Source organism: Burkholderia sp. BC1 (genome assembly GCF_052683555.1).
In genome coordinates, this window is record NZ_JBQYLP010000005.1 from 126,867 (window position 1) to 151,227 (window position 24,361).

General features: G+C 69.1%; 21 protein-coding genes. 11 read left to right on the forward strand and 10 right to left on the reverse strand.

Annotated elements, in window-relative coordinates:
* Positions 1–18: 18 nt before the first annotated feature.
* The 3 genes from ACSHSS_RS04355 to ACSHSS_RS04365 are packed head-to-tail and all read right to left on the reverse strand — an operon-like array spanning position 19 to position 2,971.
* The gene (locus ACSHSS_RS04355; protein WP_212160116.1) at positions 19–948 is read right to left on the reverse strand and encodes an MlaD family protein; all 930 of its coding nucleotides are present in this window, start codon (positions 946–948) and stop codon (positions 19–21) included.
* Positions 949–971: 23 nt separating this feature from the next.
* Positions 972–1,850, reverse strand: coding sequence for an ABC transporter ATP-binding protein (locus ACSHSS_RS04360; RefSeq protein WP_212160122.1), 879 nt, complete (start codon positions 1,848–1,850; stop codon positions 972–974).
* Entirely contained in the window at positions 1,847–2,971 is a 1,125-nt protein-coding gene (locus ACSHSS_RS04365; RefSeq protein ID WP_012212635.1) for an MlaE family ABC transporter permease, read from the reverse strand. The genes ACSHSS_RS04360 and ACSHSS_RS04365 overlap by 4 nt, the downstream gene beginning before the upstream one ends.
* A gap of 330 nt (positions 2,972–3,301) precedes the next feature.
* On the opposite strand from ACSHSS_RS04365, the gene ACSHSS_RS04370 reads away from it, so the two are divergent.
* From ACSHSS_RS04370 to ACSHSS_RS04390, 5 genes are all read left to right on the forward strand, one after another.
* Positions 3,302–5,371 carry a bifunctional 2',3'-cyclic-nucleotide 2'-phosphodiesterase/3'-nucleotidase gene (locus tag ACSHSS_RS04370; protein ID WP_212160127.1) on the forward strand — a complete coding sequence of 690 codons (2,070 nt, stop codon included), beginning with the start codon at positions 3,302–3,304 and terminating at the stop codon, positions 5,369–5,371.
* Between the two features lie 8 nt (positions 5,372–5,379).
* Positions 5,380–6,228 (forward strand): tetratricopeptide repeat protein, encoded by an 849-nt coding sequence (locus ACSHSS_RS04375; RefSeq protein WP_212160131.1) that lies wholly within the window; start codon positions 5,380–5,382, stop codon positions 6,226–6,228.
* A 283-nt stretch (positions 6,229–6,511) separates the two neighbouring features.
* Positions 6,512–7,435 carry a biotin--[acetyl-CoA-carboxylase] ligase gene (locus ACSHSS_RS04380; RefSeq protein ID WP_006409904.1) on the forward strand — a complete coding sequence of 308 codons (924 nt, stop codon included), beginning with the start codon at positions 6,512–6,514 and terminating at the stop codon, positions 7,433–7,435.
* Positions 7,432–8,220, forward strand: coding sequence for a type III pantothenate kinase (locus ACSHSS_RS04385; RefSeq protein WP_105796721.1), 789 nt, complete (start codon positions 7,432–7,434; stop codon positions 8,218–8,220). Before ACSHSS_RS04380 ends, ACSHSS_RS04385 begins: the two co-directional genes overlap by 4 nt.
* A gap of 90 nt (positions 8,221–8,310) precedes the next feature.
* Positions 8,311–8,556 (forward strand): hypothetical protein, encoded by a 246-nt coding sequence (locus tag ACSHSS_RS04390; protein ID WP_006409905.1) that lies wholly within the window; start codon positions 8,311–8,313, stop codon positions 8,554–8,556.
* A 10-nt stretch (positions 8,557–8,566) separates the two neighbouring features.
* Here the strand turns inward: ACSHSS_RS04390 and rfaE2 are convergent, their stop codons facing one another.
* The 6 genes from rfaE2 to ACSHSS_RS04420 all read right to left on the reverse strand — a co-directional run bounded on the left by rfaE2 (position 8,567) and on the right by ACSHSS_RS04420 (position 14,766).
* Complete coding sequence (gene rfaE2, locus ACSHSS_RS04395; RefSeq protein WP_006398130.1) at positions 8,567–9,049, reverse strand: D-glycero-beta-D-manno-heptose 1-phosphate adenylyltransferase; 483 nt, start codon at positions 9,047–9,049, stop codon at positions 8,567–8,569.
* 175 nt (positions 9,050–9,224) lie between these two features.
* Entirely contained in the window at positions 9,225–10,100 is an 876-nt protein-coding gene (locus tag ACSHSS_RS04400; protein ID WP_012212630.1) for a ferritin-like domain-containing protein, read from the reverse strand.
* Positions 10,101–10,550: 450 nt separating this feature from the next.
* Entirely contained in the window at positions 10,551–11,942 is a 1,392-nt protein-coding gene (locus tag ACSHSS_RS04405; RefSeq protein ID WP_212160135.1) for a patatin-like phospholipase family protein, read from the reverse strand.
* Between the two features lie 21 nt (positions 11,943–11,963).
* Positions 11,964–12,752 (reverse strand): PhaM family polyhydroxyalkanoate granule multifunctional regulatory protein, encoded by a 789-nt coding sequence (locus ACSHSS_RS04410; RefSeq protein WP_088925175.1) that lies wholly within the window; start codon positions 12,750–12,752, stop codon positions 11,964–11,966.
* Positions 12,753–12,827: 75 nt separating this feature from the next.
* Positions 12,828–13,655 (reverse strand): enoyl-CoA hydratase/isomerase family protein, encoded by an 828-nt coding sequence (locus tag ACSHSS_RS04415; RefSeq protein WP_006398125.1) that lies wholly within the window; start codon positions 13,653–13,655, stop codon positions 12,828–12,830.
* 118 nt (positions 13,656–13,773) lie between these two features.
* Positions 13,774–14,766 (reverse strand): fumarylacetoacetate hydrolase family protein, encoded by a 993-nt coding sequence (locus ACSHSS_RS04420; RefSeq protein ID WP_053296785.1) that lies wholly within the window; start codon positions 14,764–14,766, stop codon positions 13,774–13,776.
* Positions 14,767–14,893: 127 nt separating this feature from the next.
* Here ACSHSS_RS04420 and ACSHSS_RS04425 point away from each other — a divergent pair, with 127 nt between their 5' ends.
* From ACSHSS_RS04425 to metH, 5 genes are all read left to right on the forward strand, one after another.
* Positions 14,894–15,760, forward strand: coding sequence for an IclR family transcriptional regulator (locus tag ACSHSS_RS04425; RefSeq protein ID WP_012212625.1), 867 nt, complete (start codon positions 14,894–14,896; stop codon positions 15,758–15,760).
* A gap of 92 nt (positions 15,761–15,852) precedes the next feature.
* Entirely contained in the window at positions 15,853–17,127 is a 1,275-nt protein-coding gene (locus tag ACSHSS_RS04430; RefSeq protein ID WP_212160140.1) for a DUF3108 domain-containing protein, read from the forward strand.
* A gap of 242 nt (positions 17,128–17,369) precedes the next feature.
* Positions 17,370–17,627, forward strand: a complete 258-nt coding sequence (locus tag ACSHSS_RS04435; protein ID WP_006398119.1) for a BTH_I0359 family protein — start codon at positions 17,370–17,372, stop codon at positions 17,625–17,627.
* Positions 17,628–17,992: 365 nt separating this feature from the next.
* The gene (locus ACSHSS_RS04440) at positions 17,993–19,063 is read left to right on the forward strand and encodes a homocysteine S-methyltransferase family protein (RefSeq protein ID WP_006398117.1); all 1,071 of its coding nucleotides are present in this window, start codon (positions 17,993–17,995) and stop codon (positions 19,061–19,063) included.
* Positions 19,064–19,109: 46 nt separating this feature from the next.
* On the forward strand, positions 19,110–21,827 hold the full coding sequence (gene metH / locus ACSHSS_RS04445; protein WP_060146529.1) for a methionine synthase: 2,718 nt from the start codon (positions 19,110–19,112) through the stop codon (positions 21,825–21,827).
* Between the two features lie 103 nt (positions 21,828–21,930).
* Here metH and ACSHSS_RS04450 read toward each other — a convergent pair whose 3' ends face one another.
* On the reverse strand, positions 21,931–22,254 hold the full coding sequence (locus ACSHSS_RS04450) for a DUF1840 domain-containing protein (protein ID WP_006407093.1): 324 nt from the start codon (positions 22,252–22,254) through the stop codon (positions 21,931–21,933).
* A gap of 201 nt (positions 22,255–22,455) precedes the next feature.
* Here ACSHSS_RS04450 and argS point away from each other — a divergent pair, with 201 nt between their 5' ends.
* The gene (gene argS / locus ACSHSS_RS04455) at positions 22,456–24,252 is read left to right on the forward strand and encodes an arginine--tRNA ligase (RefSeq protein WP_212160142.1); all 1,797 of its coding nucleotides are present in this window, start codon (positions 22,456–22,458) and stop codon (positions 24,250–24,252) included.
* Positions 24,253–24,361 lie beyond the last annotated feature (109 nt).

Genomic DNA, 24,361 nt, shown 5'->3' on the forward strand with positions numbered 1-24,361 from the left:
GCGCGGCACGGCCGCGCGTCAATGGCCGGCGGTCGCGCCGGGCCACACGAAGCCCGATTCGCCGGGGCCCGGTGCGGGGCCGGGCGAACCGAACAGCAGACTGCTCGGATTGCGGCCGAGTTCACCGGCGACGTCCTTGAATTGCCGCGACGCATCGCCGACGCTGCCCGCGAGCGCATTGAAGCGCGGCAGCGTGTCGTACTGCACGCGCGCGTTCAGGTCGTTCAGCGCGGTACCGACCTGCTCGGCGGCCGTGCCGGCCTTGTTCAGGTTCGCGACGAGCGGCCCGTTCGGCTGCAGCAGCCGGTTCGCCGACGCCATCGTGCGGTTCACCTCGGTCATCGTCTCGGGCAGCGCGGTCACGGCCGGGCCGAGCTGCTTCGACAGCGTCGTCACGCCGTCGGCCGCGTGCTGCAGGCTTTCGGCGGTCGCGCGCAGCTGCTCGCGCATCTCCGGCGACATCAGCTCGTTCACGCTCTTCGCGGCGAGCTCGAGCTGCCGCAGCAGCACGTCGCCGCGCGACTGAAGCTGGTCGAACAGGCTCGGGCGCATCGGAATCTGCGCGATCGCCTTCGGCGACGACGGCAGCGGCGACAAATCGCGGCCCGTGTCCTCGAGCTGCACGAACGCGATGCCGGTCACGCCCTGAAAACCGAGGCTGCCGTACGTCGACTGCGTGATCGGCGCGTCGTGATCGACGAGAATCCGGATCCGGATCTGCCCCGGATGCGAGCGGTCGAAGCCGATCGACTGCACCTTGCCGACGTCGAGGCCGCGAAAGCGCACGGCGGCGTCCGGGAACAGCCCCGTCACGTTGGTGCGCGCGATCAGGTCGTACGGCACGCGTACCGTACGGTCGACGTTGAACCAGAACACGGCCCCCACGATCGTGAGCGTCAGCAGGATCGTGAACAGGCCGGCCCAGAACGCATGTGATTTGTTTTCCATTCGCGGGTTCCTTGCGGGTTCCGTTACAGCTCGACGCTCGACAGCGCCGGTTCGAGGGCCGCCTTCGGCAGCTTCGCGCGCCGCTCGGGCGGCAAGGCCTGCAGCGCGCGGCGTCCGCGCAGCCCCAGGAAATATTCGTGGATGAACGGATGATCGACGTTGGCGGCCTCCTCGACCGGCGCGGCGACCAGCACCTTGCGATCGGCCAGCACCGCGACGCGCGTCGACAGCGCGACCATCGTGTCGAGATCGTGCGTGACCATCACGACGGTCAGCCCGAGCGTGCGGTGCAGCGTCGCGATCAGCTCGACGAATTCGTCGGACGCCTGCGGATCGAGGCCCGCCGTCGGCTCGTCGAGAAACAGCAGCTCGGGCTCGAGCGCGATCGCGCGCGCGATGCCGACGCGCTTGACCATCCCGCCCGACAGCGCCGCCGGCATCTTCGATGCGTGCTTGCACGGCAGCCCGACCATCTCGAGCTTGAGCATCACGATGTCGTGCAGCAAGTCCGGCGGTACGCGGCCGAGCTCGCGCAGCGGCTGCGCGACGTTGTCGAACACCGTCATCGACGAGAACAGCGCGCCGTGCTGGAACAGCATGCCGGAACGCGTGCGCATCAGCCGCGCGCTCGCCGCGTCGATCGTCGACGTGTCCTGGCCGAACACCTTGATCGTGCCCGACGTCGGCCGCTCGAGGCCGAGGATCTGCCGCACGAGCGTCGTCTTGCCGGAGCCCGAGCCGCCGACGATCGACACGATCTCGCCGCGCCGCACGTCGAAGTCGAGCCTCTGGTGAACGATGTTGCGCCCGTAGCGCTTGGTCAGGTTGCGCACCTCGATCACGCGATCGCCGTGCGCGTCGGCCACGGCGGAAGGCGAAGCCGGTTCGTTCGATGCGCTCATCCGAGCCCCACGTTCTGGAACAGGATCGCGAACACCGCGTCCGCGAGGATCACGACCGTGATCGACGTGACCACGGAGGTCGTCGTGCCTTCGCCGAGGCTCTGCGAGTTCGCCTTGATCCGGAAGCCGAAATGGCACGCGACGAGCGCGATCAGCATGCCGAACACGACGCCCTTGCCGAGACCGATATACAGGTTCGCGATCGGCACGACGCCCGGCAGCGAGCGCACGAAGTAGTTCACGTCGATGCCGAGCACCATCTTCGCGGCAAGCGCGCCGCCCGTCAGCGCGACGATGTTGGTCCACATCACGAGCAGCGGCATCGCGACACCGAGCGCGAGCACGCGCGGCAGGATCAGCCGCAGCCCGTGCGGAATGCCCATCACGCGCATCGCGTCGAGCTCCTCGGTCACGCGCATCACGCCGATCTGCGCGGTGATCGCCGAGCCCGAGCGGCCCGCGACGAGAATCGCCGACAGCACCGGGCCGAGCTCGCGAATCACCGCGAGGCCGAGGATGTTCACGATGTAGCGGTTCGCGCCGAACATCTGCAACTGCTGCGCGGACAGATAGCTGAGCACGATGCCGATCAGGAACGCGACAAGCGCCGTGATCGGCAGCGCCTGCGCGCCCGCGCTGTAGATGTTCGCCGACGTTTCCTTCCACGGCATCGTCTGCGGGCGGCGCAGCACCGACAGCGCGTCGAGGATCACACGGCCGAACATCGCGATGCCGCCGTGCAGATGCTCGGCGAACGCGAACAGCATCAGCCCGAGCCGCGTGACGGGCCCGACGCGCACGATGCGCTCGGGCGCCTCGCGCTGACTGTCGAGCCGTTCGATGCGCTCGAAGATCGTGCGCTGCGTGGCCGTGAGCGCGATGCCCGGCGGCAGCTTGCGGCCCCATACGCGCCACAGCGCCTGGCCGCCGACGTGGTCGAGCCGCCCGATGCCGGACAAGTCCCATTCGCTCACGCTGCCTGTGGCGACGCTCTCGGCGCGGCGCACCACCGCACCGCGATTGCGGGCGAGGGCGAGCGCGGTCCACTGGCCGGTCAGGCGCACGGTCTGGCCCTGGCCGCCGGCGTCGACCGACAGGCCGGGAGGGGTCTCGAAGTCCAAGGGCGGTTTGTTTGCAAATGAATGACAGCGGCCATTGTAGCGAACCGTCCGGCGCCGCGACGTGAGGATTTCCGCGCGCCGACGCGCGCCCGGATTGCCGGCGTCGGCGCGGGCGGGATGCCGGGCCGGGGCCGCCGCATCGCGGCGCAATGCGTTCCGACACGGCGCAGGGACCGGCGGCACCGATTCGAGCGCCGATTCGACGGCGCCTTTCATTCTGCCGTCACGTTCGCTTTCGATACTCTCACGCGCCGCACCTCAGGCCGTCGGCGCCCGCGCCGCCATCTCGTTGCGCACCTCGTCACGATAAAACACCCAACAGGACATTCGATGCGATTCCCCGCGCTTCCCCGCCGTCGCGTGCCGGCCGCCGCCGCGCTCGCGAGCGTCGCGTTCACCCTCGCCGCATGCGGCGGCGACGACGTCACGTCGCCGCCCGCGTCGCAGCAGCCGGCGCAGGCGCCGGCCGGCACGACCGCGACGCTGGCCGTGCTCGAGACGACCGACCTGCACACCAACGTGCTGTCGTACGACTACTTCAAGCTCGCCGCCGACAACTCGCTCGGCTTCGAGCGCGTGTCGACGCTGATCGCGCAGGCGCGTGCGCAGTATCCGAACACGCTGCTGCTCGACAACGGCGACACGATTCAGGGTACCGCGCTGTCCGACTATCAGGCGCTCGTGAAGCCGATCGGCTGCGATCAGACGCTCGCGATCTACAAGGTGATGAACGCGGCCAAATTCGACGGCGGCGGGATCGGCAATCACGAATTCAACTACGGGCTGCCGTATCTGTCGCAGGTGACCGGCAGCACGTTCGACGTCGACGGGCTGCCTGCCCCCGCACAGCAGAAGAAGTGCGCGGGGCCGAACTTCCCGCAGGTGCTCGCGAACGTGATCAGCGCGAAGACCGGCGAGCCGCTGTTCGCGCCGTACACGATCCTCACGCGCACGCTGACGGCGACCACGCCCGACGGCAAGACCGTCAACGCGCCGGTGAAGGTCGGCATCATCGGCTTCACGCCGCCCGCGATCATGAACTGGGACAAGCGCTGGCTCGACGGCAAGGTCTACACAACGGGGCTGAAGGAAGCCGCGCAGAAGTACATCCCCGAGATGCGCGCGAAGGGCGCCGAGCTGATCGTCGCAATCTCGCACGGCGGCCTCGACAATTCCGCCTATTCGCCGACGATGGAAAACGGCAGCTGGTGGCTGTCGACCGTGCCCGGCATCGACGCGATGCTGATCGGCCACTCGCACCAGGTGTTCCCCGACGCAACGAGCACCGTGCCGCAGTTCAACCTGCCCGGCGTCGACAAGGTGAAGGGCACCGTCAACGGCGTGCCGACCGTGATGGCGAACTACTGGGGCAAGCACCTCGGCGTGATCAAGCTCGGCCTGAAGTTCGACGGCAAGACGTGGACCGTCGACAAGTCGCAGACGACCGTCGAGGCACGCCCGATCCAGAACGCGGACAAGAGCTACGTCGCCGCCGATCCGTCGGTATCGGCCGCGATCGCAGCCGAACATCAGGCGACCATCGACTACGTGAAGACGCCGATCGGCTCGACCGACTACCGGATGAACACGTATTTCGCGGACGTCGGCGATCCGGGCGCGATCCAGATCGTCAACGACGCGCAGGCCGACTACGTCGCGCGCTACGTGCAGGCGAACCTGCCGCAATACGCGGCGCTGCCGGTATTGTCGGTCAGCGCGCCGTTCAAGAGCGGCTTCGGCGGCGGCAGCGACTACACCGACGTCGCGCCGGGCGCGCTCGCGATCAACAACGCGGCCGACCTCTACCTCTATCCGAATACGGTGTACGCGGTGAAGGTAAACGGCGCCGACGTGAAGAACTGGCTCGAGACGGCCGCGAAGCGCTTCAACACGATCGATCCCACCCAGGCGACCGTGCAGCCGCTCGTCAGCAGCTTCCCCGGCTACAACTTCGACATGTTCACGTCGACGGACCTCAAGTACGAGATCGACGTCACGCAGCCGGTCGGCAGCCGGATCCGGAACCTGACGTACAAGGGCGCACCGATCGATCCGAACGCCGAGTTCATCGTCGCGACGAACAACTACCGCGCGAGCGGCGGCGGCAACTTTCCGGGTCTCGACGGCAGCAAGACGATCTTTGCGTCGCCGGACGCGAACCGCGACGTGCTGATCGCGTACATCAAGCAGCGCGGCACGATCGCGCGCGCGACCGACGGCTCGCATCGCAGTTGGCGCTTCACGAAGCTCGCGAGCTCGGTCGCGCACGTGCGGTTCGCATCGGCGCCGAACCGCGTCGCGGACGCCACCGCGGCCGGCCTGACCGGCATCACGCAGGTTGCGGCCGACGACGGCTCCGGCAAGAACCTGGCGACCTACGAGATCGACCTGACGCAATGAGGCACGCGATGCAACCGATCCGGACGATGCGGCCGGCCGAATCCGGCTTCGCCCCCGCGGCACGGCGCCTGCTGCGCGTGAAGCTGCCGCCCGCCGCGCTGCTCGCGGCGGCCGCAGCAACCGTCGCCATCGCGGTCGCGGCCGCCGGCTGGCGCGGCACGACCGCCCTCACGCCGAGCGCCGCGCAACTCGACGAATGGCAGGCGATGGTCGCGCAGGCCGCCGAGCCGCATGCGCTCGCGCGTTTGCGCGATCTCGCCCGCGCGGGTTCGGGCGCCGCGCAGGCGGCACTCGGCATCGCGCTCGTCGACGCGCGCGAAGCGGGGCTGCGCGACGAAGGGCGCGGCTGGCTGGAAACGGCCGCGCAGGCGCAAGGCGCCGATAACGCACCGGCCGCGCGGCGCGCGCAGTTGGCGCTCGGCAAGGCGCTGCTGCTCGGCAGCGGCGACATGCCGAAGGACTATGCACGCGCCCGCGCGCTGCTCGGCGCCGCGGCCGAGCACGGCGACGCGGCCGCCGCGTACTACCTCGGCCTGATCTATCGCAGCGGCTACGGCACGGCGGCCGATCCCGTGCAGGCCGCGCGCTGGTTCGAAATCGCGTCGCAAGCGGAAATCCCGGCCGCGGATTTCATGCTCGCGAACGCCTATCGCGACGGCAGCGGCGTGCCGCGCGACGAAGCGCGCGCGCTCGCGCTCTATCGGCGCGCGGCCGAGCACGAGCTGCCGGAGGCCGTGCAGACGCTCGCGATGGCCTATCGCAACGGCGAACTGGGGCTGCGGCCCGATGCGGACGCGTTCCATGCGCAGTGGATCGAGACCGCGCATGCGTTGAAGCATCCGGTAGTGGGGCCGTAAGCGGTTAGCGCGGCGGCGCTGTGACAAGGCGCGCGGCGCATCGGGCGAGTCGATTGGCGCCGCGCCGCGCGCCGATCGCGCCGCAACGCCGACTGCGCTGATTCGAATGCGTGTCGCGCGATCGGTCGATCCTCCGCTGGTCCCGCAAATGAAAGCGAGCCCGATTCCATGATCGCCTTTCGCCGAAATCACGACGAACGGCGATGCCGGCTCTCGAGAAGGCGAAGCGGATGCGCAGTCGGCTCCCGCCGGCAATCCGCCGCTGGTCGCTACAATAAGCGCCATGAACACCCCCACCTCCCCCGACACGCCCGACACCGACGGCGCACACATCGCGCGCAGCCGGCTCGACGCGCACCTGGACGCCGCGCCGCGCGCGTGGCCGCTCGACATCGTCGCCGCGACCGGCTCGACCAACGCCGACCTCGCCGCCCGCCTGAAGACGCTGCCGCGCACCGCGCACGCACTGCCCGCGCCGCTCGTGCGCGTCGCGTTCGAGCAGACGGCCGGCCGCGGCCGCCAAGGCCGGCCGTGGTTCGCGCAACCGGGCAATGCGCTGCTGTGTTCGGTCGGCTGCATCGTCCCGCGCCCCGTCGAGGCGCTCGGCGGCCTCAGCATCGCGATCGGCGTCGCGCTCGCGGAAGGTCTCGCGACGCTGCCGCTCGACGCACGCTCGCGCGTCGCGCTCAAATGGCCGAACGACCTGCTGCTGACGGCCGCCGACGACGGCGGCACGTCGCGCATCGTCGGCAAGCTCGCCGGGATCCTGATCGAAACCGTGTGGACCACCGCCGACGCCACCGCCGTCGTGATCGGCTTCGGCATCAACGTGCGCGGCGCGGAAGCCGTCGCCGCGCAGGTCGACGCACTGCGCGCGCGCGAAGCCGCATTGGCGAGCGGACTGCCGCCGGCCGCCCTGTCGATGGCGTGCGCAAGCGCAAACCTCACCGATACGCTCGCCGCGTCGCTGAACGCGCTCACGCCCGCACTCGCGCAGTTCGCGACCGACGGGCTCGCGCCGTTCCTGCCGCGCTGGCATGCGCTGCACGCATACGCGGGCCGCGAAGTCGTGCTGCTCGAACAGGGCGTCGAACGCGCGCGCGGCATCGCGACCGGCATCGATGCGGCCGGCCAGCTGCTGCTCGACACGCCGAACGGCATTCAGGCGATCGCGGCGGGCGACGTGTCGCTGCGCGAAGCGCAATGAGCGAACCGCATCTGCTGATCGATGCCGGCAACAGCCGCATCAAATGGGCGCTCGCCGATGCGCAGCGCACGCTGGTGCGCACCGGCGCGTTCGGCCATACGCGCGACGGCGGCGCCGATCCCGACTGGGCCGACCTGCCGCGTCCGCGCGGCGCATGGATCTCGAACGTGGCGGGCGCCGATGTCGGCGCGCGGCTCGACGCGCTGCTCGATGCCCGCTGGCCGGGGCTGCCGCGCACGACGATCCGGTCGCAGTCCGCGCAATGCGGCGTGACGAACGGCTACACGACGCCGGAACAGCTCGGCAGCGATCGCTGGGCCGGCTTGATCGGCGCACGCGCCGCGTTTCCGGACGAACATCTGCTGATCGCGACGTTCGGCACCGCGACGACGCTCGAGGCGCTGCGCGCGGACGGCCGTTTCACCGGCGGACTGATCGCGCCGGGCTGGGCGCTGATGATGCGCGCGCTCGGCACGCATACCGCGCAGTTGCCGACGCTGACGACCGACATCGCGAGCGGCCTGCTCGCCGATGCACAGGCGCAGCCGTTCCAGGTCGACACGCCGCGCTCGCTGTCGGCCGGCTGCCTCTACGCGCAGGCGGGGCTGATCGAGCGCGCGTGGCGCGATCTCGCGGCGGCCTGGCAGGCACCGGTGCGGCTCGTGCTGGCGGGCGGCGCGGCCGACGAGATCGCGCGCGCGCTGACGCTGCCGCATACGCGGCACGACGCGCTGATCCTGTCCGGCCTCGCACTGATTGCCGCCGAAGCGAGCGCGCAGGACTGACGGGCCGCGTACGCGTGCCGCAGCCGCGACGCGGACGAAAACCGGCCGCACGGGGCCGCTTCAACTGAATGACGACAGGGAGTTTCGACGATGCTGCGCTGGCTGATCGCTGTTCTCTTTCTCGCCAACCTGATCGCGTTCGCGCTCGCGACCGAGATGGTCGGGCCGCGGCCGGCCGCCGGCGCGCGCGAACCGGGCGTAGTCGCGCGCCAGGTACGCGCCGATGCGCTGCGCGCGACACCGCTTGCGCAAGCGACCGATCAACCGGTCGTCGGCGGGCCGATCGCGCCGCCGGCCGTGGCGACGGAGCCGCTGGCCGCGTCGTCGCCGCGCTAGCGCGCGGGCGTCACTGTTGCGCGCGCACCTTCTTCAACAGCGCGGTCGTCGAGCGATCGTGCTCGAACGGAATCGCGAGCGCGCGGCCGCCCCAGCCGCGCACGAGCGCCGATTCGGGCAGCGCGTCCATGTCGTAGTCGCCGCCCTTCACGAGGATGTCCGGATGAACCGCTTCGATCAGCGACACCGGCGTCTTTTCCTCGAACTTCACGACCCAGTCGACGCTTTCCAGCGCCGCGAGCAGCGCCATCCGGTCGTCTTCGCGGTTGATCGGGCGGTCGTCGCCCTTGCCGAGCATGCGCACCGACGCGTCGCTGTTCACGCCGACGATCAGGCACGCGCCGAGCGCCTTCGCATCGGCGAGATAGGTGACGTGGCCGCGATGCAGGATGTCGAACACGCCGTTCGTGAAGACGACGGGCGACGGCAGCGATGCGCGCAGCGCGACGAGTGCGTCGCGGGTGATCAGCTTGCGTTCGAAGGAAGCGGGCATGATGAAAGTCGGGCGGATGGGATGGAACGGATCGAGCGGGACGTCCTGCGCGCGGCAGACGGGAGCGGCCCGCGCGATGCCAGAGAAAAAGCCCGTCGGGCAGGCCGGACGGGCTTCGGATCGCGGGCGCCGCGCGGGCCGAGCGGATGCGCCCGCTGCCGCGCCGCGACGGCCGTCAGGCCGGTTGCGCGGACGACGAACCGCTTTCCGACTGCAGACGGTTCGTGACTTCCTTGCGGTAACGGTTCAGTTCCTGCGCGGTCGCGAACGTGCGCTCGAACAGGATCGACAGGTTGTGCAGGATGCGGTCGACGACCTTCTTCTCCCACTCGCCGTCGAAGCGGATCTGCTCGTCGAGCCAGCGCTCGAGCCATTCCGGATCGGGCAGACGCGACTGCACGGTGTCGCGCGGGAACAGCGCCTGGTTCACGTGCAGGTTCGTCGGGTGCAGCGGCTTCTCGGTGCGGCGCGCCGACGCCATCAGCACGCCGATCTTCGCGAACGCCGCGCGCGCGACGTCGCCGCAGTTGTTCAGCGCCTTCTTCATGTAGCGCAGATACGCGCCGCCGTGACGCGCTTCGTCGCGCGAGATCGTCTCGTAGATGTGCTTGATCACGGGTTCGGTGTGCCAGTCGGCCGCGCAGCGATACCAGTGGTTCAGGCGGATTTCGCCGCAGAAGTGCAGCATCAGCGTCTCGAGCGGCGGCGCCGGGTCGAACTCGAAGCGCACCGCGTGCAGTTCTTCCTCGGTCGGCACGAGCTCCGGCTTGAAGCGGCGCAGGTATTCCATCAGCACGAGCGAATGCTTTTGTTCCTCGAAGAACCACACGCTCATGAACGCGGAAAAATCGCTGTCGTGCTGGTTGTCGCGCAGGAACATTTCCGTCGCCGGCAGCGCCGACCACTCGGTGATCGCGTTCATCTTGATCGTCTTCGCCTGCTCGTCGGTGAGCAGCGAGGCGTCAAACTTGTCCCAAGGAATGTCTTTCTCCATGTCCCAGCGGACAGCTTCGAGCGATCGGTAAAGTTCCGGATAAAGCATGGTGTTCATGATGGTCCCACCCCTGTTCTGCGCAATGCGACTTCTTTCAACGTGACTGATGCCGCGCGGGCGCATGCGCGCCTTGTGCAGCCAAGACTCAAATTTTACGCGGGAAACCGGCCTCCCGGACGCTGCTTGCGCGTCCGGCAGCCGGGCGGCCGCGTGCCGCCGTGGTACACGCCGCCGCCACGCTCCGCTCGAACGGAACCGGCCGCGCGTGCCTGAATTGGGGGGCCGGCGCTGGCCGGCTCGCTGGCGAACCCGCGCCCGTTCCGGTCGCCCGAACGGGCTCCCCGTACGGCTGCCGGCGCGGCGGGCTGCTCGATATGGTGTATTCGGCGGCGGCCATGATAGCACGCACGCATGACCGTTCCGCGACGCGCGGGGCACCGCGTCGAGCGGCGCGCAGGTGCGGCGATCGGTCGCGGTGGCGCGTCGCGAATCCGCAACCGTGACGTGTCAGACCCGCATTTCGCCGGCCGCACGATCGTCGCCGACGCGGGCGTCGGGCGCCGTCGCGCTGGTGTCGCGTGTTGCGGCGGCGGGCACGCCGGAGGGCGCATCGCCGCGGACCGCCGAGCTGCCGACCACCGAGCCGCCGACCGTCGAGCCGCCGACCGCGGAGCCGCCGACTACCGAGCCGCCGCCCGCCACCGCACCGCCCGCCATGCCGCCGTTCCCCATTCCGCCGCCATCCGCCGCGGCGATCCACGCCGCAAGCGTGTCGCGCTGCGCGCGCCCGTCGCGGTAGCCGAGCTCGATCAGCTCGCGCGTGAACGGCTCCTCGAACAGCAGATAGCTCGCGAACGACGCACCGGCCGGCTGGCTGCCGCCGATCGCGCCGAGCAGCCCGCGCATCGTCGCCGGCATCTGCTTCAGGTGCTTCGCGGCGATCAGCTCGATGCGCTCGGACGGCGCGATCGCGAGCACGTCGACGTGCCGCCAGCCGCTGTCGACTTCGACCTGATGCGGCAGGTGCTCGATCATCCGGTTGATGTGCTCGATCCGTTCGATGTCCGAGCCGATCGAGTCGAGGAACACGCTCGCGAGCACCTGCTGGCCGATTTGCGCGAGCGTCGGATAGCCGCGCACGCGGCCCGCACCGTTCGCGGCGGGGATTTCCGGGCGCGGATCGGCAGCGCCGACGACGACGATGCGCTGCGCGCCGAAATGGATCGCAGGAGACAGCGGTGCGATCTGCCGGATCGAGCCGTCGCCGAAGTATTCGATCTGGCCGTCGAGCACGAGCGGCACGGCGGGGAACACGAACGGAATCGCCGACGAGGCGAGCAGGTGCGATGCCGACAGATCGACGAGCCGTGCGGTGCGCTGCGCGCGCCGCCATGCCTGGATCGGCTCGGCCGCCTGGTAGAAGGTCAGGTGGCGGCCGCTCGAATAGCTGAGCGCCGTCACCGCGAGCGCGTGCAGCAGGCGCGCTTCGAGCATCTGCTCGATCCGGTGGAAGCTGAGCTCGCGCTGCAGCAGATGCGCGAGCGGCGTGTTGTCGAGCAGCCCGCGCGGCGAGCGGTGCGCGGCCCAGCCGAACGTCATCGTCGCGAGCCAGCGTGCGCCGGCCGCCGCGATGCCGAGCCAGTCGGTGCGATACACGTAGTCGGCGCGCAGATGCTCCCAGAACTCGAGCAATCGCCGCACGCCGTGCGAAAAGTCGTCCGCGTGACTCGCGATCGACGTCGCGTTGATCGCGCCGGCCGACGATCCGCACACGACCGCGAACGGCAGCGTATGCCGATGCGGATCGGCCTCGCGCGCGATCTCGGCCAGTGCCTTCAGCACGCCGACCTGATACGCGGCGCGCGCGCCGCCTCCCATCAGAACGAGCGCGAGTCGCATGATCGGCCTGCTAGTCGCGCATCACGTCGCGCGTTTCGGCGGACGCGTTTCGGGCGACGAAGCGGCTGCCGCGCGCGCCGCAGCCGAGCCGGCCGGCTTCGCGCGCTTCGCCGCCGGCTTGCGCGGCGCGGCCGCGGGCGCGGGCTCGGGTGTGGACTCCGGTGCGTCGCCCGGCTCCTCGGCGCCTTCCGCGGCGGCCGCGCCATCGGGCGACGCCGCACCGGGCGCCATTCCGGGCTGCGCCATCGCGAGGCTCGCGAGTTGATTGAACTGCGCCTGCAGCAGGTTCCACCAGCCGGCCGGATCGAACGACTGATTCGGCTGCTGCGCGGCGTCGCGCTCCGGCGGCGCCTCGGCGCCGGCCGACGCGTCGCCCGCCTGCGGCTTCGGCTGCGCGGTCTCGCCGAGCGGTGCGGTCGCGGCCTTGGCGGCCGCGACGGCCGCATCCTCGGCCGCCGACATCGAACTCTGCGCGAACGCACCGAACGCCCGCAGCGTCGCGAGCGTCGCGCGCTGCACTTCGAGCGCCTGGATCGCGGACTGCAGCATCCCGAGGTTCAGCTTCAGCCATTGCTCGACCGCGCGCAGATCGGTGATCCGCTTGTCGAGCTCCTCGACGTTCGTGAGCGGCGCCATCATGTCGGACATGCTCGACAGCGACGGCGGCAGCCCGGACGCGGCACCCGGAAACGGCGCCATCGCGCCGAACGGCGACATCCGCATCATGTCCCACATGCGCTCGAGCATGTCGGCGGGCTTGAAGCCGGCAAAGCCGGCGAAGGGGTTGGAGCCGGGGGCATCGGTCGTCATACGGGCATCCTGATTGGACTGGGGAGCACGCGGCCGGCATCCGAGCGCGATCGCGTGTTTCGATCATAGCGCGCGTCAGAACGGCGCGTCGCCGGGAAACGCGGGCGGGCGCCGCTCGCGCAGCGAACGAAGGCCCTCCTGCACGTCGGGCCCCGAAAAGCCCATGAATTCCAGCGCGAGCGACGTATCGAAGGTCGGCCCGGCCGTGCGCAGCCAGTTGTTGAGCGCGTACTTCGTCCAGCGGATCGCCGACTGCGACCCGTTCGCGAGCCGCTCGGCCACTTCGTAGGCCTTCGGCAACAGATCGGCCGGCTCGACCGCGAGCGACACGAGGCCGATGCGCTCCGCCTCTTCGCCGCTCACGGGCTCGCAGAGCATCAGGTAGTACTTCGCCTTCGCCATCCCGCACAGCAGCGGCCAGACGATCGCCGCGTGATCGCCGGCCGCGACGCCGAGCCGCGTATGGCCGTCGATGATCCGCGCATCCTTCGCGGCGATCGAGATGTCGGCGAGCAGGCCCGCGACGAGCCCCGCGCCGACCGCCGGGCCGTGCATCGCGGACACGATCGGCTTGCTGCAGTTGATCACGTTGTAGACGAGGTCGCGCGCTTCGCGCCACACGCGGGCGCGCACGTCGTAGTCGTTGGCCATCGCTTCGACGAGCGCGAGATCGCCGCCCGCCGAGAAGCCCTTGCCTTCGCCGCGAATCACGGCGACGCGCGTGTCGGGATCGCGATCGACGTCGCGCCAGATGTCCGCGAGCTCGCGATGCATCTGCGCGTTCGCGGTCGCGAGGCCGCTGCGATTCGCGCCCTCGCCGCTCATCACGATGTCGAGCACGCCGTGTTCGCGGCGCGTCACCTTCAATGCTTGATAACCGCCGTACGCGGCGAGATCGGCCATGCGCTGCTCCTGGGTCGAGGCTGTGGAATCGAGTGTAGCCAAGCCCGCGCGTGCAAACATCGGGCGAAACCCGGCGCGGGCCGGCCCGGCGACCGTGCGTCGCCGGAAACGGCATGCGTCACGCGACGCCGTCGGGCGGCGCGACCGATTGCTCGATCGCACCGAAGATCGACTTGCCGGCCGGATCGAACATCTCGATGCGCACGGTGTCGCCGTAGCGCATGAATTCCGTCTGCGGCGCGCCGTGCTCGATCGTCTCGAGGCAGCGCTTCTCGGCGATGCAGCAGTAGCCGCGCTTCGCGTCCTTGTTCGATACGGTGCCGGAGCCGACGATCGAGCCCGCACGCAGATTGCGCGTCTTCGCCGCGTGCGCGATCAGCTGGCCGAAATGAAACACCATGTCGGTGCCCGCGTCGGGCTGGCCGACCTTCTTGCCGTTCCAGTGGACGATCATCGGCCGGTGCACGCGGCCGTCGCTCCACGCGTCGCCGAGTTCGTCCGGCGTCACCGCGACCGGCGCGAACGCGGTCGCGGGCTTGCTCTGGAAGAAGCCGAATCCCTTCGCGAGCTCGGCCGGAATCAGGTTGCGCAGCGACACGTCGTTCACGAGCGTGACGAGCCGCACGGCCTTCAACGCCTCGTCCGGCGAGGCGCTCATCGGCACGTCGCCCGTGATCACCGCGACTTCCGCTTCGAAATCGATGCCCCACGCTTCGGACGGACACACGATGTCGTCGCGCGCACCGAGGAAATCGTCGCTGCCGCCCTGGTACATCAGCGGGTCGGTCCAGAACTCGGGCGGCATCTCGGCGCCGCGCGCGCGACGCACGAGCTCGACGTGGTTCACGTACGCGGAGCCGTCCGCCCACTGGAACGCGCGCGGCAGCGGCGCCATGCAGTGAGCGGGATCGAACGGAAACGCGCGGCGCGCGCGGCCGTGATTCAGCGCGTCGTACAGCTCGCGCAGCTGCGGCGCGTAGAACGCCCAGTCGTCGAGGACGCGCTGCAGCGTCGGCGCGATCGTGTCGGCGATCGCCGCGGTGTGCAGGTCGCGCGACACGACGATCAGCTGGCCGTCGCGCGTGCCGTCCTTCAGCGAAGCAAGTTTCATAAGGGGAATCTGCCGTTGTAGTGACGATGGAGGGAATCTATTTTACGATGGTGAATCCGCGCGGCGCGGGAGCCTATCGCGCGCCGCTTCCGTCCCGATCCTTGCCGCGTTTCCGCGCCCTGCTTCCATGTCCGCCAGCCCGCTTCCCGACGACGATCTCGCCGATTCCGACACCGACGACACCGCAGCCGGCGAGCACGGCGAGAAGGTGCGTTCCGGCATCCAGTCGATCGAGGTCGGCTTCCGGCTGCTCGACGTGCTGACGAGCGAGCCGCGCGCGATGATGCTGCGCGATCTCGCGCAGCGCGCGGGCATGAGCCCTGCGAAGGCGCACCGCTATCTCGTGAGCTTCCTGCGGCTCGGCGTCGTGTCGCAGGACCCTGTGTCGGGCCGCTACGAGCTCGGCGGCTTCGCGCTGCAGATGGGGCTCGCGCGGCTCGCGCGCGTCGACGGCGTGAAGCTCGCGCGTATCGCGCTGACCGAATTCCGCGATCGGCTCGACCAGACGGTCGGCATCGCCGTATGGGGCAATCAGGGGCCGACGATCGTGCACTGGATGGAATCGAGCCATCCGGCCAAGGCGTCGCTGAAGCTCGGCGACGTGATGCCGCTGCTCGGCTCCGCGACGGGCCTGCTGTTCGCTGCGTATCTGCCGCGCAGCAAGACCGCCGCGATGCTCGAGCGCGAACTCGCCGACACGCGGCGCTCGCCGCATCACGGCGGGCCGCGCACGCTCGACGAGGTCGAAGCGATGCTCGCGGACGTGCGCGCGCACGAGGCCGCACGCGTCGAAGGCATGCTGCTGCCGACCATTCACGCGTTCTGCATGCCGGTGTTCGATGCGGTCGGCGAACTCGCGCTCGGGATCGTCGCACTCGGCCACGAAGGCACGTTCGACATCGCGTGGGGCGGCGAGATCGACACCGCGCTGCGCGCATGCGCGCGCAAGCTGTCGTACGAACTCGGCTATAGTCCGGTCGCGCGCGACGCCTGATGCGCGCGACGCGCCGCGAACGCGCGGCGCATCCGACGGTCCGACATGCGATGACGCGCGCGTCGCGCGCCCCAACCCCGTTCTGACTGCCGATGCCGCACGCCGACACCCGTCCTCGTCCCGCTTCGCTCCGCCGCTGGCGGCGCGTGGGCGTCGCGCTCGTCGTCGCGCTCGTGCTGCACGCGCTCGCCGCGCTGTGGCTCGCGCGCAACCGCGAGTCGTTCACGCCGACGCCGCCGGCCGACGTGCCGGTCCAGGTCGAATTGCTGAAAACGCAGCCGATCGAGCGCGCGCCCGCGCCGCAGCCGCCTGCGCACGCGGCGCCTACGCAAGCCGCGCCTGAGCCGGCCGCGCCCAAGCCGGCACCCGCAGCGGCGCAGGAGCAGGTCTTGACGTCGACGCAGACCGACGCGCACGGCGCCCCGCCGGCCGCCGCTTCGGCCGCGAGCGGCGTACCCGGCGCATCGTCGGCGCAGCCCGCATCGGCTCCCGCGGGCGCAAGCAGCGCGGCCACGCCCGGCCCCGCGTCGCACGGCGTGAAGTTTGCGGTGCCGCCGTCCGGCGACCTGCAATACGACACGTTCTACAACGGGATGCAAAACATGATCGGTACGATCCACTGGCGCACCGACGGACGCACGTACGATCTGTCGGTGTCGATGCCCGTGCCGTTCATCGGGCCGTTCGACTATCGCAGCGAGGGCCGCATCGACGCCTTCGGCCTCGCGCCCGACCGCTACGTCGAAAAGCGCGGCCGACGGCCCGAGGACATCGCGGTCTTCAATCGCGAGCAGCATCAGGTCGTATTCACGCGCACGCCGAACAACGCGCCGCTGCCCGACGGCGTGCAGGACCGCTTCAGCATGCTGATCCAGCTGTCGAGCCTCGTGCGCGGCAATCCGTCCGCGTACAAGCCGGGCGTCACGCAGCAGTTCTTCGTGATCGACAACAACAGCGGCGAGAACTGGCCGATCGCCGTGATCGGCGACGAATCGGTGCAGACGCAGGCCGGCGTCGTGCAGGCGCGACATTTCATGCGGCTGCCGCGCCGCGACGGCGACACGCGGCGCATCGACATGTGGCTCGCGCCGTCGGTCGGCTGGTTGCCGGTGCGGCTCGTGCAGACCGAGCCGAACGGCGCGCAGATCGAACTGCTGTGGCACGGCCCGCTCGCACCGCCCGACAAGCCCGCCGACGCGGCACCGGCCGCCGCGGCATCGGCCGCCGCAATGAACGCGCCTGCGGCCGCGACGCCGCCGGAGCCGGCGACGGCCGACGCATCGACGCCTGTCGCGTCTGCAACGGTGCCCGCGCAACCGCCGCCCGCGCCGGCCGAGCCGGTCGCGTCGGCACCCGGCACGCCCTAAAACGACGCGAAATCGGCAATTTCGACCGATTAAAGATCGTCGTGAAATGGCCGATGACATTCTTTAACAACTATTTCAGTGCACCGGCCGACAATAGGAAACGTTTGATAAGTATCGGTTTCTAACCGAGACACCCCGCAACACGGGAACGGGGTGTGCAGCACAAGCCCCTTGAAACCGGCGAAGGCTGCCCCACGTAGGGGACAACAAGGCCAGATGCCACTGCGAAGAGGAGTGCCGCCATGCAAATGATCTACAACAGCCCCAACTACTGCGTCGTCGAATTTGCGCCGCAGGCCGGCCACCATCTGATGAATGCCGGTGGATACGAAATCGTCGACAAGAACGCGCAGCGCGAGATTTTCATCGACGGCGAACTGGCCGAGCGGTTCCGCGAGCACGTGAAGCAGCTGATCGAGGAAGAGCCGACGCTCGATGAAGTCGACGAATTCCTCGGACAGTTCGACAGCCTGATGATGATGCCCGTCGTCCTCCACTGACGACCCACGGCCCGGCGCGTTGCGCGACCGGGCCATTTGCCGCGCATCGCGCGGCGTGCGAGCACTCCGATCATGCCCCTGCCCGGTTCGCCGGGCCGGGGCTTTTCGTTTGATGGCCGCCCGGCGCATCGGTTGCGCGGGCAACACATCGCGCGTCGCACGCCGCCGTCGAACGCGTGACCGCGCGGTTTCGGCCCGCCCCGCCTCGTGAGCCGCGCCGGTCGGGCGCCACGCCACGCCACGCACCACGCACCACGCACCATACGCCCAGCGCCCACGCACCGCCCGCCGCGCCGCGCGAGGCCGGGCGGGCGCGCGGCGCACCGGCTACAATGTCGGTTTCCCGTCTTCGCCGCTCTTTCGCCATGTCCGCGACTCCTACCGCCGCTTCCGCCGCCCCGCTCGACGCGTCCTACACGCGCGGCGCCGAACTGCCCGCGCTGCTGAAATCGCGGATCCTGATCCTCGACGGCGCGATGGGCACGATGATCCAGCGCTACAAGCTCGACGAAGCCGCGTATCGCGGCGAGCGCTTCAAGGATTTCCCGCGCGACGTGAAGGGCAACAACGAGCTGCTGTCGATCACGCAGCCGCAGGTGATCCGCGAGATCCACGACCAGTACTTCGCGGCGGGCGCCGACATCGTCGAAACCAATACGTTCGGCGCGACGACGGTCGCGCAGGCCGACTACGGGATGGAAGACCTCGTCGTCGAGATGAACGTCGAATCGGCGAAGCTCGCGCGTGCGTCGGCCGCGCAGTACGCGACGCCGGACAAGCCGCGCTTCGTCGCCGGCGCGATCGGCCCGACGCCGAAGACGGCGAGCATCTCGCCCGACGTCAACGATCCGGGCGCGCGCAACGTGACGTTCGACGAGCTGCGCGACGCGTACTACATGCAGGCGAAGGCGCTGCTCGACGGCGGCGTCGATCTGTTCCTCGTCGAGACGATCTTCGACACGCTGAACGCGAAGGCCGCGCTGTTCGCGCTCGACCAGCTGTTCGAGGACACCGGCGAGCGTCTGCCGATCATGATCTCGGGCACCGTGACCGACGCGTCGGGCCGCATCCTGTCAGGCCAGACGGTCGAGGCGTTCTGGAATTCGCTGCGCCACGCGAAGCCGCTCACGTTCGGCCTGAACTGCGCACTCGGCGCGGCGCTGATGCGCCCGTACATCGCCGAGCTCGCGAAGCTCTGCGACACGTTCGTCTCGTGCTATCCGAATGCGGGCCTGCCGAACCCGATGGCCGAAACCGGCTTCGACGAGACGCCCGACGTCACGTCGGGGCTGCTGCGCGAGTTCGCGCAGGCCGGCCTCGTGAACCTCGCCGGCGGCTGCTGCGGCACGACGCCCGAGCACATCGCCGAGATCGCGAAGGCGCTCGCCGACGTGAAGCCGCGCCGCTGGCCGAGCCAGTACAGCGAAGCCGCCTGATCCGACTGCCCGAAGCACGCCCCTCATTACACGAATTCGCACCGCCATGACCGATCACACGATGCGCCTTGCCGGCCTCGAGCCGTTCAACGTCACGTCCGGAACGCTCTTCATCAACGTCGGCGAACGCACCAACGTCACCGGCTCGAAGGCGTTCGCCCGGATGATCCTCAACGGCCAGTTCGACGAGGCGCTCGCGGTCGCGCGCCAGCAGGTCGAAAACGGCGCGCAGGTGATCGACGTCAACATGGACGAGGCGATGCTCGATTCGAAGGCGGCGATGGTGCGCTTCCTGAACCTGATCGCATCGGAGCCGGACATCGCGCGCGTGCCGATCATGATCGACTCGTCGAAGTGGGACGTGATCGAGGCCGGTCTCAAGTGCGTGCAGGGCAAGGCGATCGTGAACTCGATCTCGCTGAAGGAAGGCGAGGACGCGTTCGTCCATCACGCGAAGCTGATCCGCCGCTACGGCGCGGCGGCCGTCGTGATGGCATTCGACGAGCAGGGCCAGGCCGACACGTTCGCGCGCAAGACCGAAATCTGCCGGCGTTCCTACGACGTGCTCGTGAACCGCTGCGGCTTTCCGCCCGAGGACATCATCTTCGATCCGAACATCTTCGCGGTCGCGACCGGCATCGAGGAGCACAACAACTACGCGGTCGACTTCATCGAAGCGACGCGCTGGATCAAGCAGAACCTGCCGTACGCGAAGGTGAGCGGCGGCGTGTCGAACGTGTCGTTCTCGTTCCGCGGCAACGATCCGGTGCGCGAGGCGATCCACACGGTGTTCCTCTACCACGCGATTCAGGCCGGGATGGACATGGGGATCGTCAACGCGGGCCAGCTCGGCGTGTATGCGGATCTCGATCCGGAGCTGCGCGAGCGCGTCGAGGACGTGATCCTGAACCGCCGCCCCGACTCCACCGACCGGCTGCTCGAGATCGCCGACAAGTTCAAGACCGGCGCCGCGAAGAAGGAAGAGAACCTCGAGTGGCGCAACCAGCCGGTCGAGAAGCGGCTTGCGCACGCGCTCGTGCACGGCATCACGAACTTCATCGTCGAGGATACCGAGGAAGCGCGCGTGAAGATCGCCGCGGCCGGCGGCCGCCCGATCAACGTGATCGAAGGGCCGCTGATGGACGGCATGAACATCGTCGGCGACCTGTTCGGCCAGGGCAAGATGTTCCTGCCGCAGGTCGTGAAGTCCGCGCGCGTGATGAAGCAGGCGGTCGCTCACCTGATCCCGTTCATCGAGGAAGAAAAGCGGCTGCTCGCGGAAGCAGGCGGCGACGTGCGCGCGAAGGGCAAGATCGTGATCGCGACCGTCAAGGGCGACGTGCACGACATCGGCAAGAACATCGTGTCGGTCGTGCTCCAGTGCAACAACTTCGAGGTCGTCAACATGGGCGTGATGGTGCCGTGCAACGAGATCCTCGCGAAGGCGAAGGTCGAAGGCGCGGACATCATCGGGCTGTCCGGCCTGATCACGCCGAGCCTCGAGGAAATGGCCTACGTCGCGTCCGAAATGCAGCGCGACGACTATTTCCGCGTGAAGAAGATTCCGCTGCTGATCGGCGGCGCGACGACGTCGCGCGTGCACACGGCCGTGAAGATCGCGCCGAACTACGAAGGCCCGGTCGTCTACGTGCCCGATGCGTCGCGCTCGGTGTCGGTCGCATCGAGCCTGCTGTCCGACGAAGGTGCGACGAAGTACCTCGACGAACTGAAGGCCGACTACGAGCGGATCCGCGATCAGCACGCGAACCGCAAGGCGCAGCCGATGGTGACGCTCGCCGAGGCGCGCGCGAACAAGACGAAGATCGACTGGGCGAACTACACGCCGGTGAAGCCGAAATTCATCGGCCGCCGCGTATTCAGGAACTACGACCTGAACGAACTCGCGAACTTCATCGACTGGGGTCCGTTCTTCCAGACCTGGGATCTCGCGGGCCCGTACCCGGCGATCCTGAACGACGAGATCGTCGGCGAATCGGCGCGCCGCGTGTTCTCCGACGCGAAGTCGATGCTCGCGCGGCTGATCCAGGGCCGCTGGCTGACCGCGAACGGCGTGATCGCGCTGCTGCCGGCGAATAGCGTCAACGACGACGACATCGAGATCTACACCGACGAATCGCGCACCGACGTGCTGCTCACGTGGCGCAACCTGCGTCAGCAGAGCGTGCGTCCCGTCGTCGACGGCGTGATGCGGCCGAACCGCTCGCTCGCCGACTTCATCGCGCCGAAGGCATCGGGCGTCGCCGACTACATCGGGATGTTCGCGGTGACGGCCGGCCTCGGCGTCGATGTGAAGGAAAAGCAGTTCGAAGCCGATCACGACGACTACAGCGCGATCATGCTGAAGGCGCTCGCGGACCGCTTCGCGGAAGCGTTCGCCGAAGCGATGCACGCGCGCGTGCGCCGCGAGCTGTGGGGCTATGCGAGCGACGAGACGCTCGACAACGACGCGCTGATCGCCGAAAAGTACACGGGCATCCGCCCGGCGCCCGGCTATCCGGCATGCCCCGACCACCTCGTCAAACGCGACATGTTCGCCGCGCTGCACGCGGACGAGATCGGCATGAGCGTCACCGATTCGCTGGCGATGCTGCCGGCCGCGAGCGTGTCGGGTTTCTATCTCGCGCATCCGGACAGCCGCTACTTCTCGGTCGGGAAAATCGGTCAGGATCAGCTCGAGGACTACGCGCGCCGGATGGCGCTGTCGCTCGACGACGCGCGCCGCGCGCTCGCGCCGCAACTCTGAGCGCGGCCGCGCGCCGCGGCCGTTTCGTCAGACAAAAAAAGCCCGCGCGAACGCGGGCTTTTTGCTTCGTTGCGGCTCGTGCCGGCGGCGGTCGCCGTGGCGCTCAGAAGCCCCAGTGCACGTCGGCCTGAGCGGCCTTCGCTTCGCGCAGCATCGCGAGGAACGGCGCGACGCGCTGCGCGAGGCTCGGCGGCACTTCGTGGTGCGCGTGGTCGGCGTCGTCTTCATGGAAATGGCCGGCGTGCTCGGCGCGCTCCTGCTTCGCCTGCGCGACCGCGTCTTCCAGCTTCGCGATCGCGTGATCGAGTTCGTCGTGCGTAATCACGCCGCGTTCGCCGAGTTGCTTGCCGACGAGGCCCAGCACGTACACGGCGAAATCCTTCAGCACGTCGAGATCCTGTGCCGCCTTGCTCTTGAACGTAATCATGACAATTCCCTTTTCATCTTGTTGTGCCTGCGGGGCGCGCGTTGCGGAACGCCGGCAGACCGGCGTCCGGCCTCGCGGACGCGGGGCGCCTGAGCGGCATATTAGCACCTGTTAAAATTCTGCGATCCCTGAAACGCGCGCCGCTGCGGCGCGCCGGCGGGCCGGCCCGGCCGTCCGCCACCAACGAAGCCTCCTATCAGCATGCTGCCAGCACAAAAACAGACCCTCGAAGCCCTGCTCGCGGATAGCGTTCAGCAGGTCGCACACGCGCTGAAAGGCGCCGACGCGGCAAACGCCGGCGTCGCGTTCGTCGCCCCCGCGATCACGCTCGAACGACCGAAGGTTGCCGCGCACGGCGACGTCGCATGCAACGTCGCGATGCAGCTCGCGAAGCCGCTCGGCACGAATCCGCGCCAGCTCGCCGAAAAGATCGTCGCGGCGCTGACCGCGCAGCCGGGCGCGCAAGGCCTCGTCGAGAGCGCCGAGATCGCCGGTCCCGGCTTCATCAACCTGCGGCTCAGCGCCGCGGCCAAGCAGGCCGTGATCGGCGCGGTGCTCGCGCAGGGCCGCGCGTTCGGCACGTCCGATCGCGAAAAGGGCAAGCGCGTGCTGCTCGAATTCGTGTCGGCGAACCCGACCGGCCCGCTGCACGTCGGCCACGGCCGTCAGGCGGCGCTCGGCGACGCGCTCGCGAACGTGATCGCGAGCCAGGGCTATGCGGTGCACCGCGAGTTCTACTACAACGACGCGGGCGTGCAGATCGGCAACCTCGCTATCTCGACGCAGGCGCGCGCGCTCGGGCTGAAGCCCGGCGACGCCGGCTGGCCGGAAGCCGCCTACAACGGCGAATACATCGCCGACATCGCGCGCGACTACATGAACGGCGAGACGGTCGCCGCGAAGGACGGCGAGCCCGTGAAGGGCGCCGGCGACGTCGACGATCTCGACGCGATCCGCAAGTTCGCGGTCGCATATCTGCGTCGCGAGCAGGACATGGATCTGCAGGCGTTCGGCGTGAAGTTCGACCAGTACTACCTCGAATCGTCGCTGTACAGCGAGGGCCGCGTCGAGAAGACGGTCGACGCACTGATCAAGGCCGGCATGACCTACGAGCAGGACGGCGCGCTGTGGCTGCGCACGACCGACGAAGGCGACGACAAGGACCGCGTGATGCGCAAGTCGGACGGCACGTATACGTACTTCGTGCCGGACGTCGCGTATCACGTGACGAAGTGGGAACGCGGCTTCACGAAGGTCATCAACATCCAGGGCTCCGACCACCACGGCACGATCGCGCGCGTGCGCGCGGGCCTGCAGGGGCTGCACATCGGCATCCCGAAGGGCTACCCCGACTACGTGCTGCACAAGATGGTCACCGTGATGCGCGACGGCCAGGAAGTGAAGATCTCGAAGCGCGCGGGCAGCTACGTGACGGTGCGCGACCTGATCGAATGGTCGGGCGGCGCGGCGCCGGGCCAGGAAGCGGCGCCCGACCTGATCGACGAAGCGACCATCACGCGCGGCCGCGACGCGGTGCGCTTCTTCCTGATCTCGCGCAAGGCCGATACCGAGTTCGTGTTCGACATCGATCTCGCGCTGAAACAGAACGACGAAAACCCGGTCTACTACGTGCAGTACGCGCATGCGCGGATCTGCTCGGTGCTCAACGAGTGGAAGTCGCGCTACAACGGCGAACTCGCGCAACTGCCGCAGGCGGACCTGTCGCAGCTCACGAGCCCGCAGGCCGCGTCGCTGATGCAGAAGCTCGCCGAGTATCCGGACATGCTCACGCACGCGGCGAACGAACTCGCGCCGCACGCGGTCGCGTTCTACCTGCGCGATCTCGCTGGCGAATTCCACTCGTTCTACAATGCGGAGCGCGTGCTGGTCGACGACGAAGCGCCGCGCAACGCGCGCGCCGCGCTGCTCGCGGCCACGCGGCAGGTGCTCGAGAACGGGCTGGCGATGCTCGGCGTGTCCGCGCCCGAGAAGATGTAAGCGGCCCGCCGCGGCCGGCGAACGGCCGCGGCAGCGCCCGCGGCGCGCACGCGCCGCATGCGTGCCTCCGGCAGGCACGCGTGCGCAGGTGTACGTGCCGCGACCTTTT

Bases quoted from the DNA above. Each gene is read 5' to 3' on its own strand.
- ACSHSS_RS04410 (WP_088925175.1), bottom strand. From the start codon at position 12,752: ATGACGACCGATGCCCCCGGCTCCAACCCCTTCGCCGGCTTTGCCGGC.
- ACSHSS_RS04370 (WP_212160127.1), top strand. From the start codon at position 3,302: ATGCGATTCCCCGCGCTTCCCCGCCGTCGCGTGCCGGCCGCCGCCGCG.
- ACSHSS_RS04450 (WP_006407093.1), bottom strand. From the start codon at position 22,254: ATGATTACGTTCAAGAGCAAGGCGGCACAGGATCTCGACGTGCTGAAG.
- ACSHSS_RS04385 (WP_105796721.1), top strand. From the start codon at position 7,432: ATGAGCGAACCGCATCTGCTGATCGATGCCGGCAACAGCCGCATCAAA.
- ACSHSS_RS04435 (WP_006398119.1), top strand. From the start codon at position 17,370: ATGCAAATGATCTACAACAGCCCCAACTACTGCGTCGTCGAATTTGCG.
- ACSHSS_RS04375 (WP_212160131.1), top strand. From the start codon at position 5,380: ATGCAACCGATCCGGACGATGCGGCCGGCCGAATCCGGCTTCGCCCCC.
- ACSHSS_RS04440 (WP_006398117.1), top strand. From the start codon at position 17,993: ATGTCCGCGACTCCTACCGCCGCTTCCGCCGCCCCGCTCGACGCGTCC.
- ACSHSS_RS04390 (WP_006409905.1), top strand. From the start codon at position 8,311: ATGCTGCGCTGGCTGATCGCTGTTCTCTTTCTCGCCAACCTGATCGCG.
- rfaE2 (WP_006398130.1), bottom strand. From the start codon at position 9,049: ATGCCCGCTTCCTTCGAACGCAAGCTGATCACCCGCGACGCACTCGTC.
- ACSHSS_RS04360 (WP_212160122.1), bottom strand. From the start codon at position 1,850: ATGAGCGCATCGAACGAACCGGCTTCGCCTTCCGCCGTGGCCGACGCG.
- ACSHSS_RS04400 (WP_012212630.1), bottom strand. From the start codon at position 10,100: ATGAACACCATGCTTTATCCGGAACTTTACCGATCGCTCGAAGCTGTC.
- ACSHSS_RS04430 (WP_212160140.1), top strand. From the start codon at position 15,853: ATGCCGCACGCCGACACCCGTCCTCGTCCCGCTTCGCTCCGCCGCTGG.
- ACSHSS_RS04355 (WP_212160116.1), bottom strand. From the start codon at position 948: ATGGAAAACAAATCACATGCGTTCTGGGCCGGCCTGTTCACGATCCTG.
- argS (WP_212160142.1), top strand. From the start codon at position 22,456: ATGCTGCCAGCACAAAAACAGACCCTCGAAGCCCTGCTCGCGGATAGC.
- ACSHSS_RS04425 (WP_012212625.1), top strand. From the start codon at position 14,894: ATGTCCGCCAGCCCGCTTCCCGACGACGATCTCGCCGATTCCGACACC.
- ACSHSS_RS04380 (WP_006409904.1), top strand. From the start codon at position 6,512: ATGAACACCCCCACCTCCCCCGACACGCCCGACACCGACGGCGCACAC.
- ACSHSS_RS04415 (WP_006398125.1), bottom strand. From the start codon at position 13,655: ATGGCCGATCTCGCCGCGTACGGCGGTTATCAAGCATTGAAGGTGACG.
- ACSHSS_RS04420 (WP_053296785.1), bottom strand. From the start codon at position 14,766: ATGAAACTTGCTTCGCTGAAGGACGGCACGCGCGACGGCCAGCTGATC.
- metH (WP_060146529.1), top strand. From the start codon at position 19,110: ATGACCGATCACACGATGCGCCTTGCCGGCCTCGAGCCGTTCAACGTC.
- ACSHSS_RS04405 (WP_212160135.1), bottom strand. From the start codon at position 11,942: ATGCGACTCGCGCTCGTTCTGATGGGAGGCGGCGCGCGCGCCGCGTAT.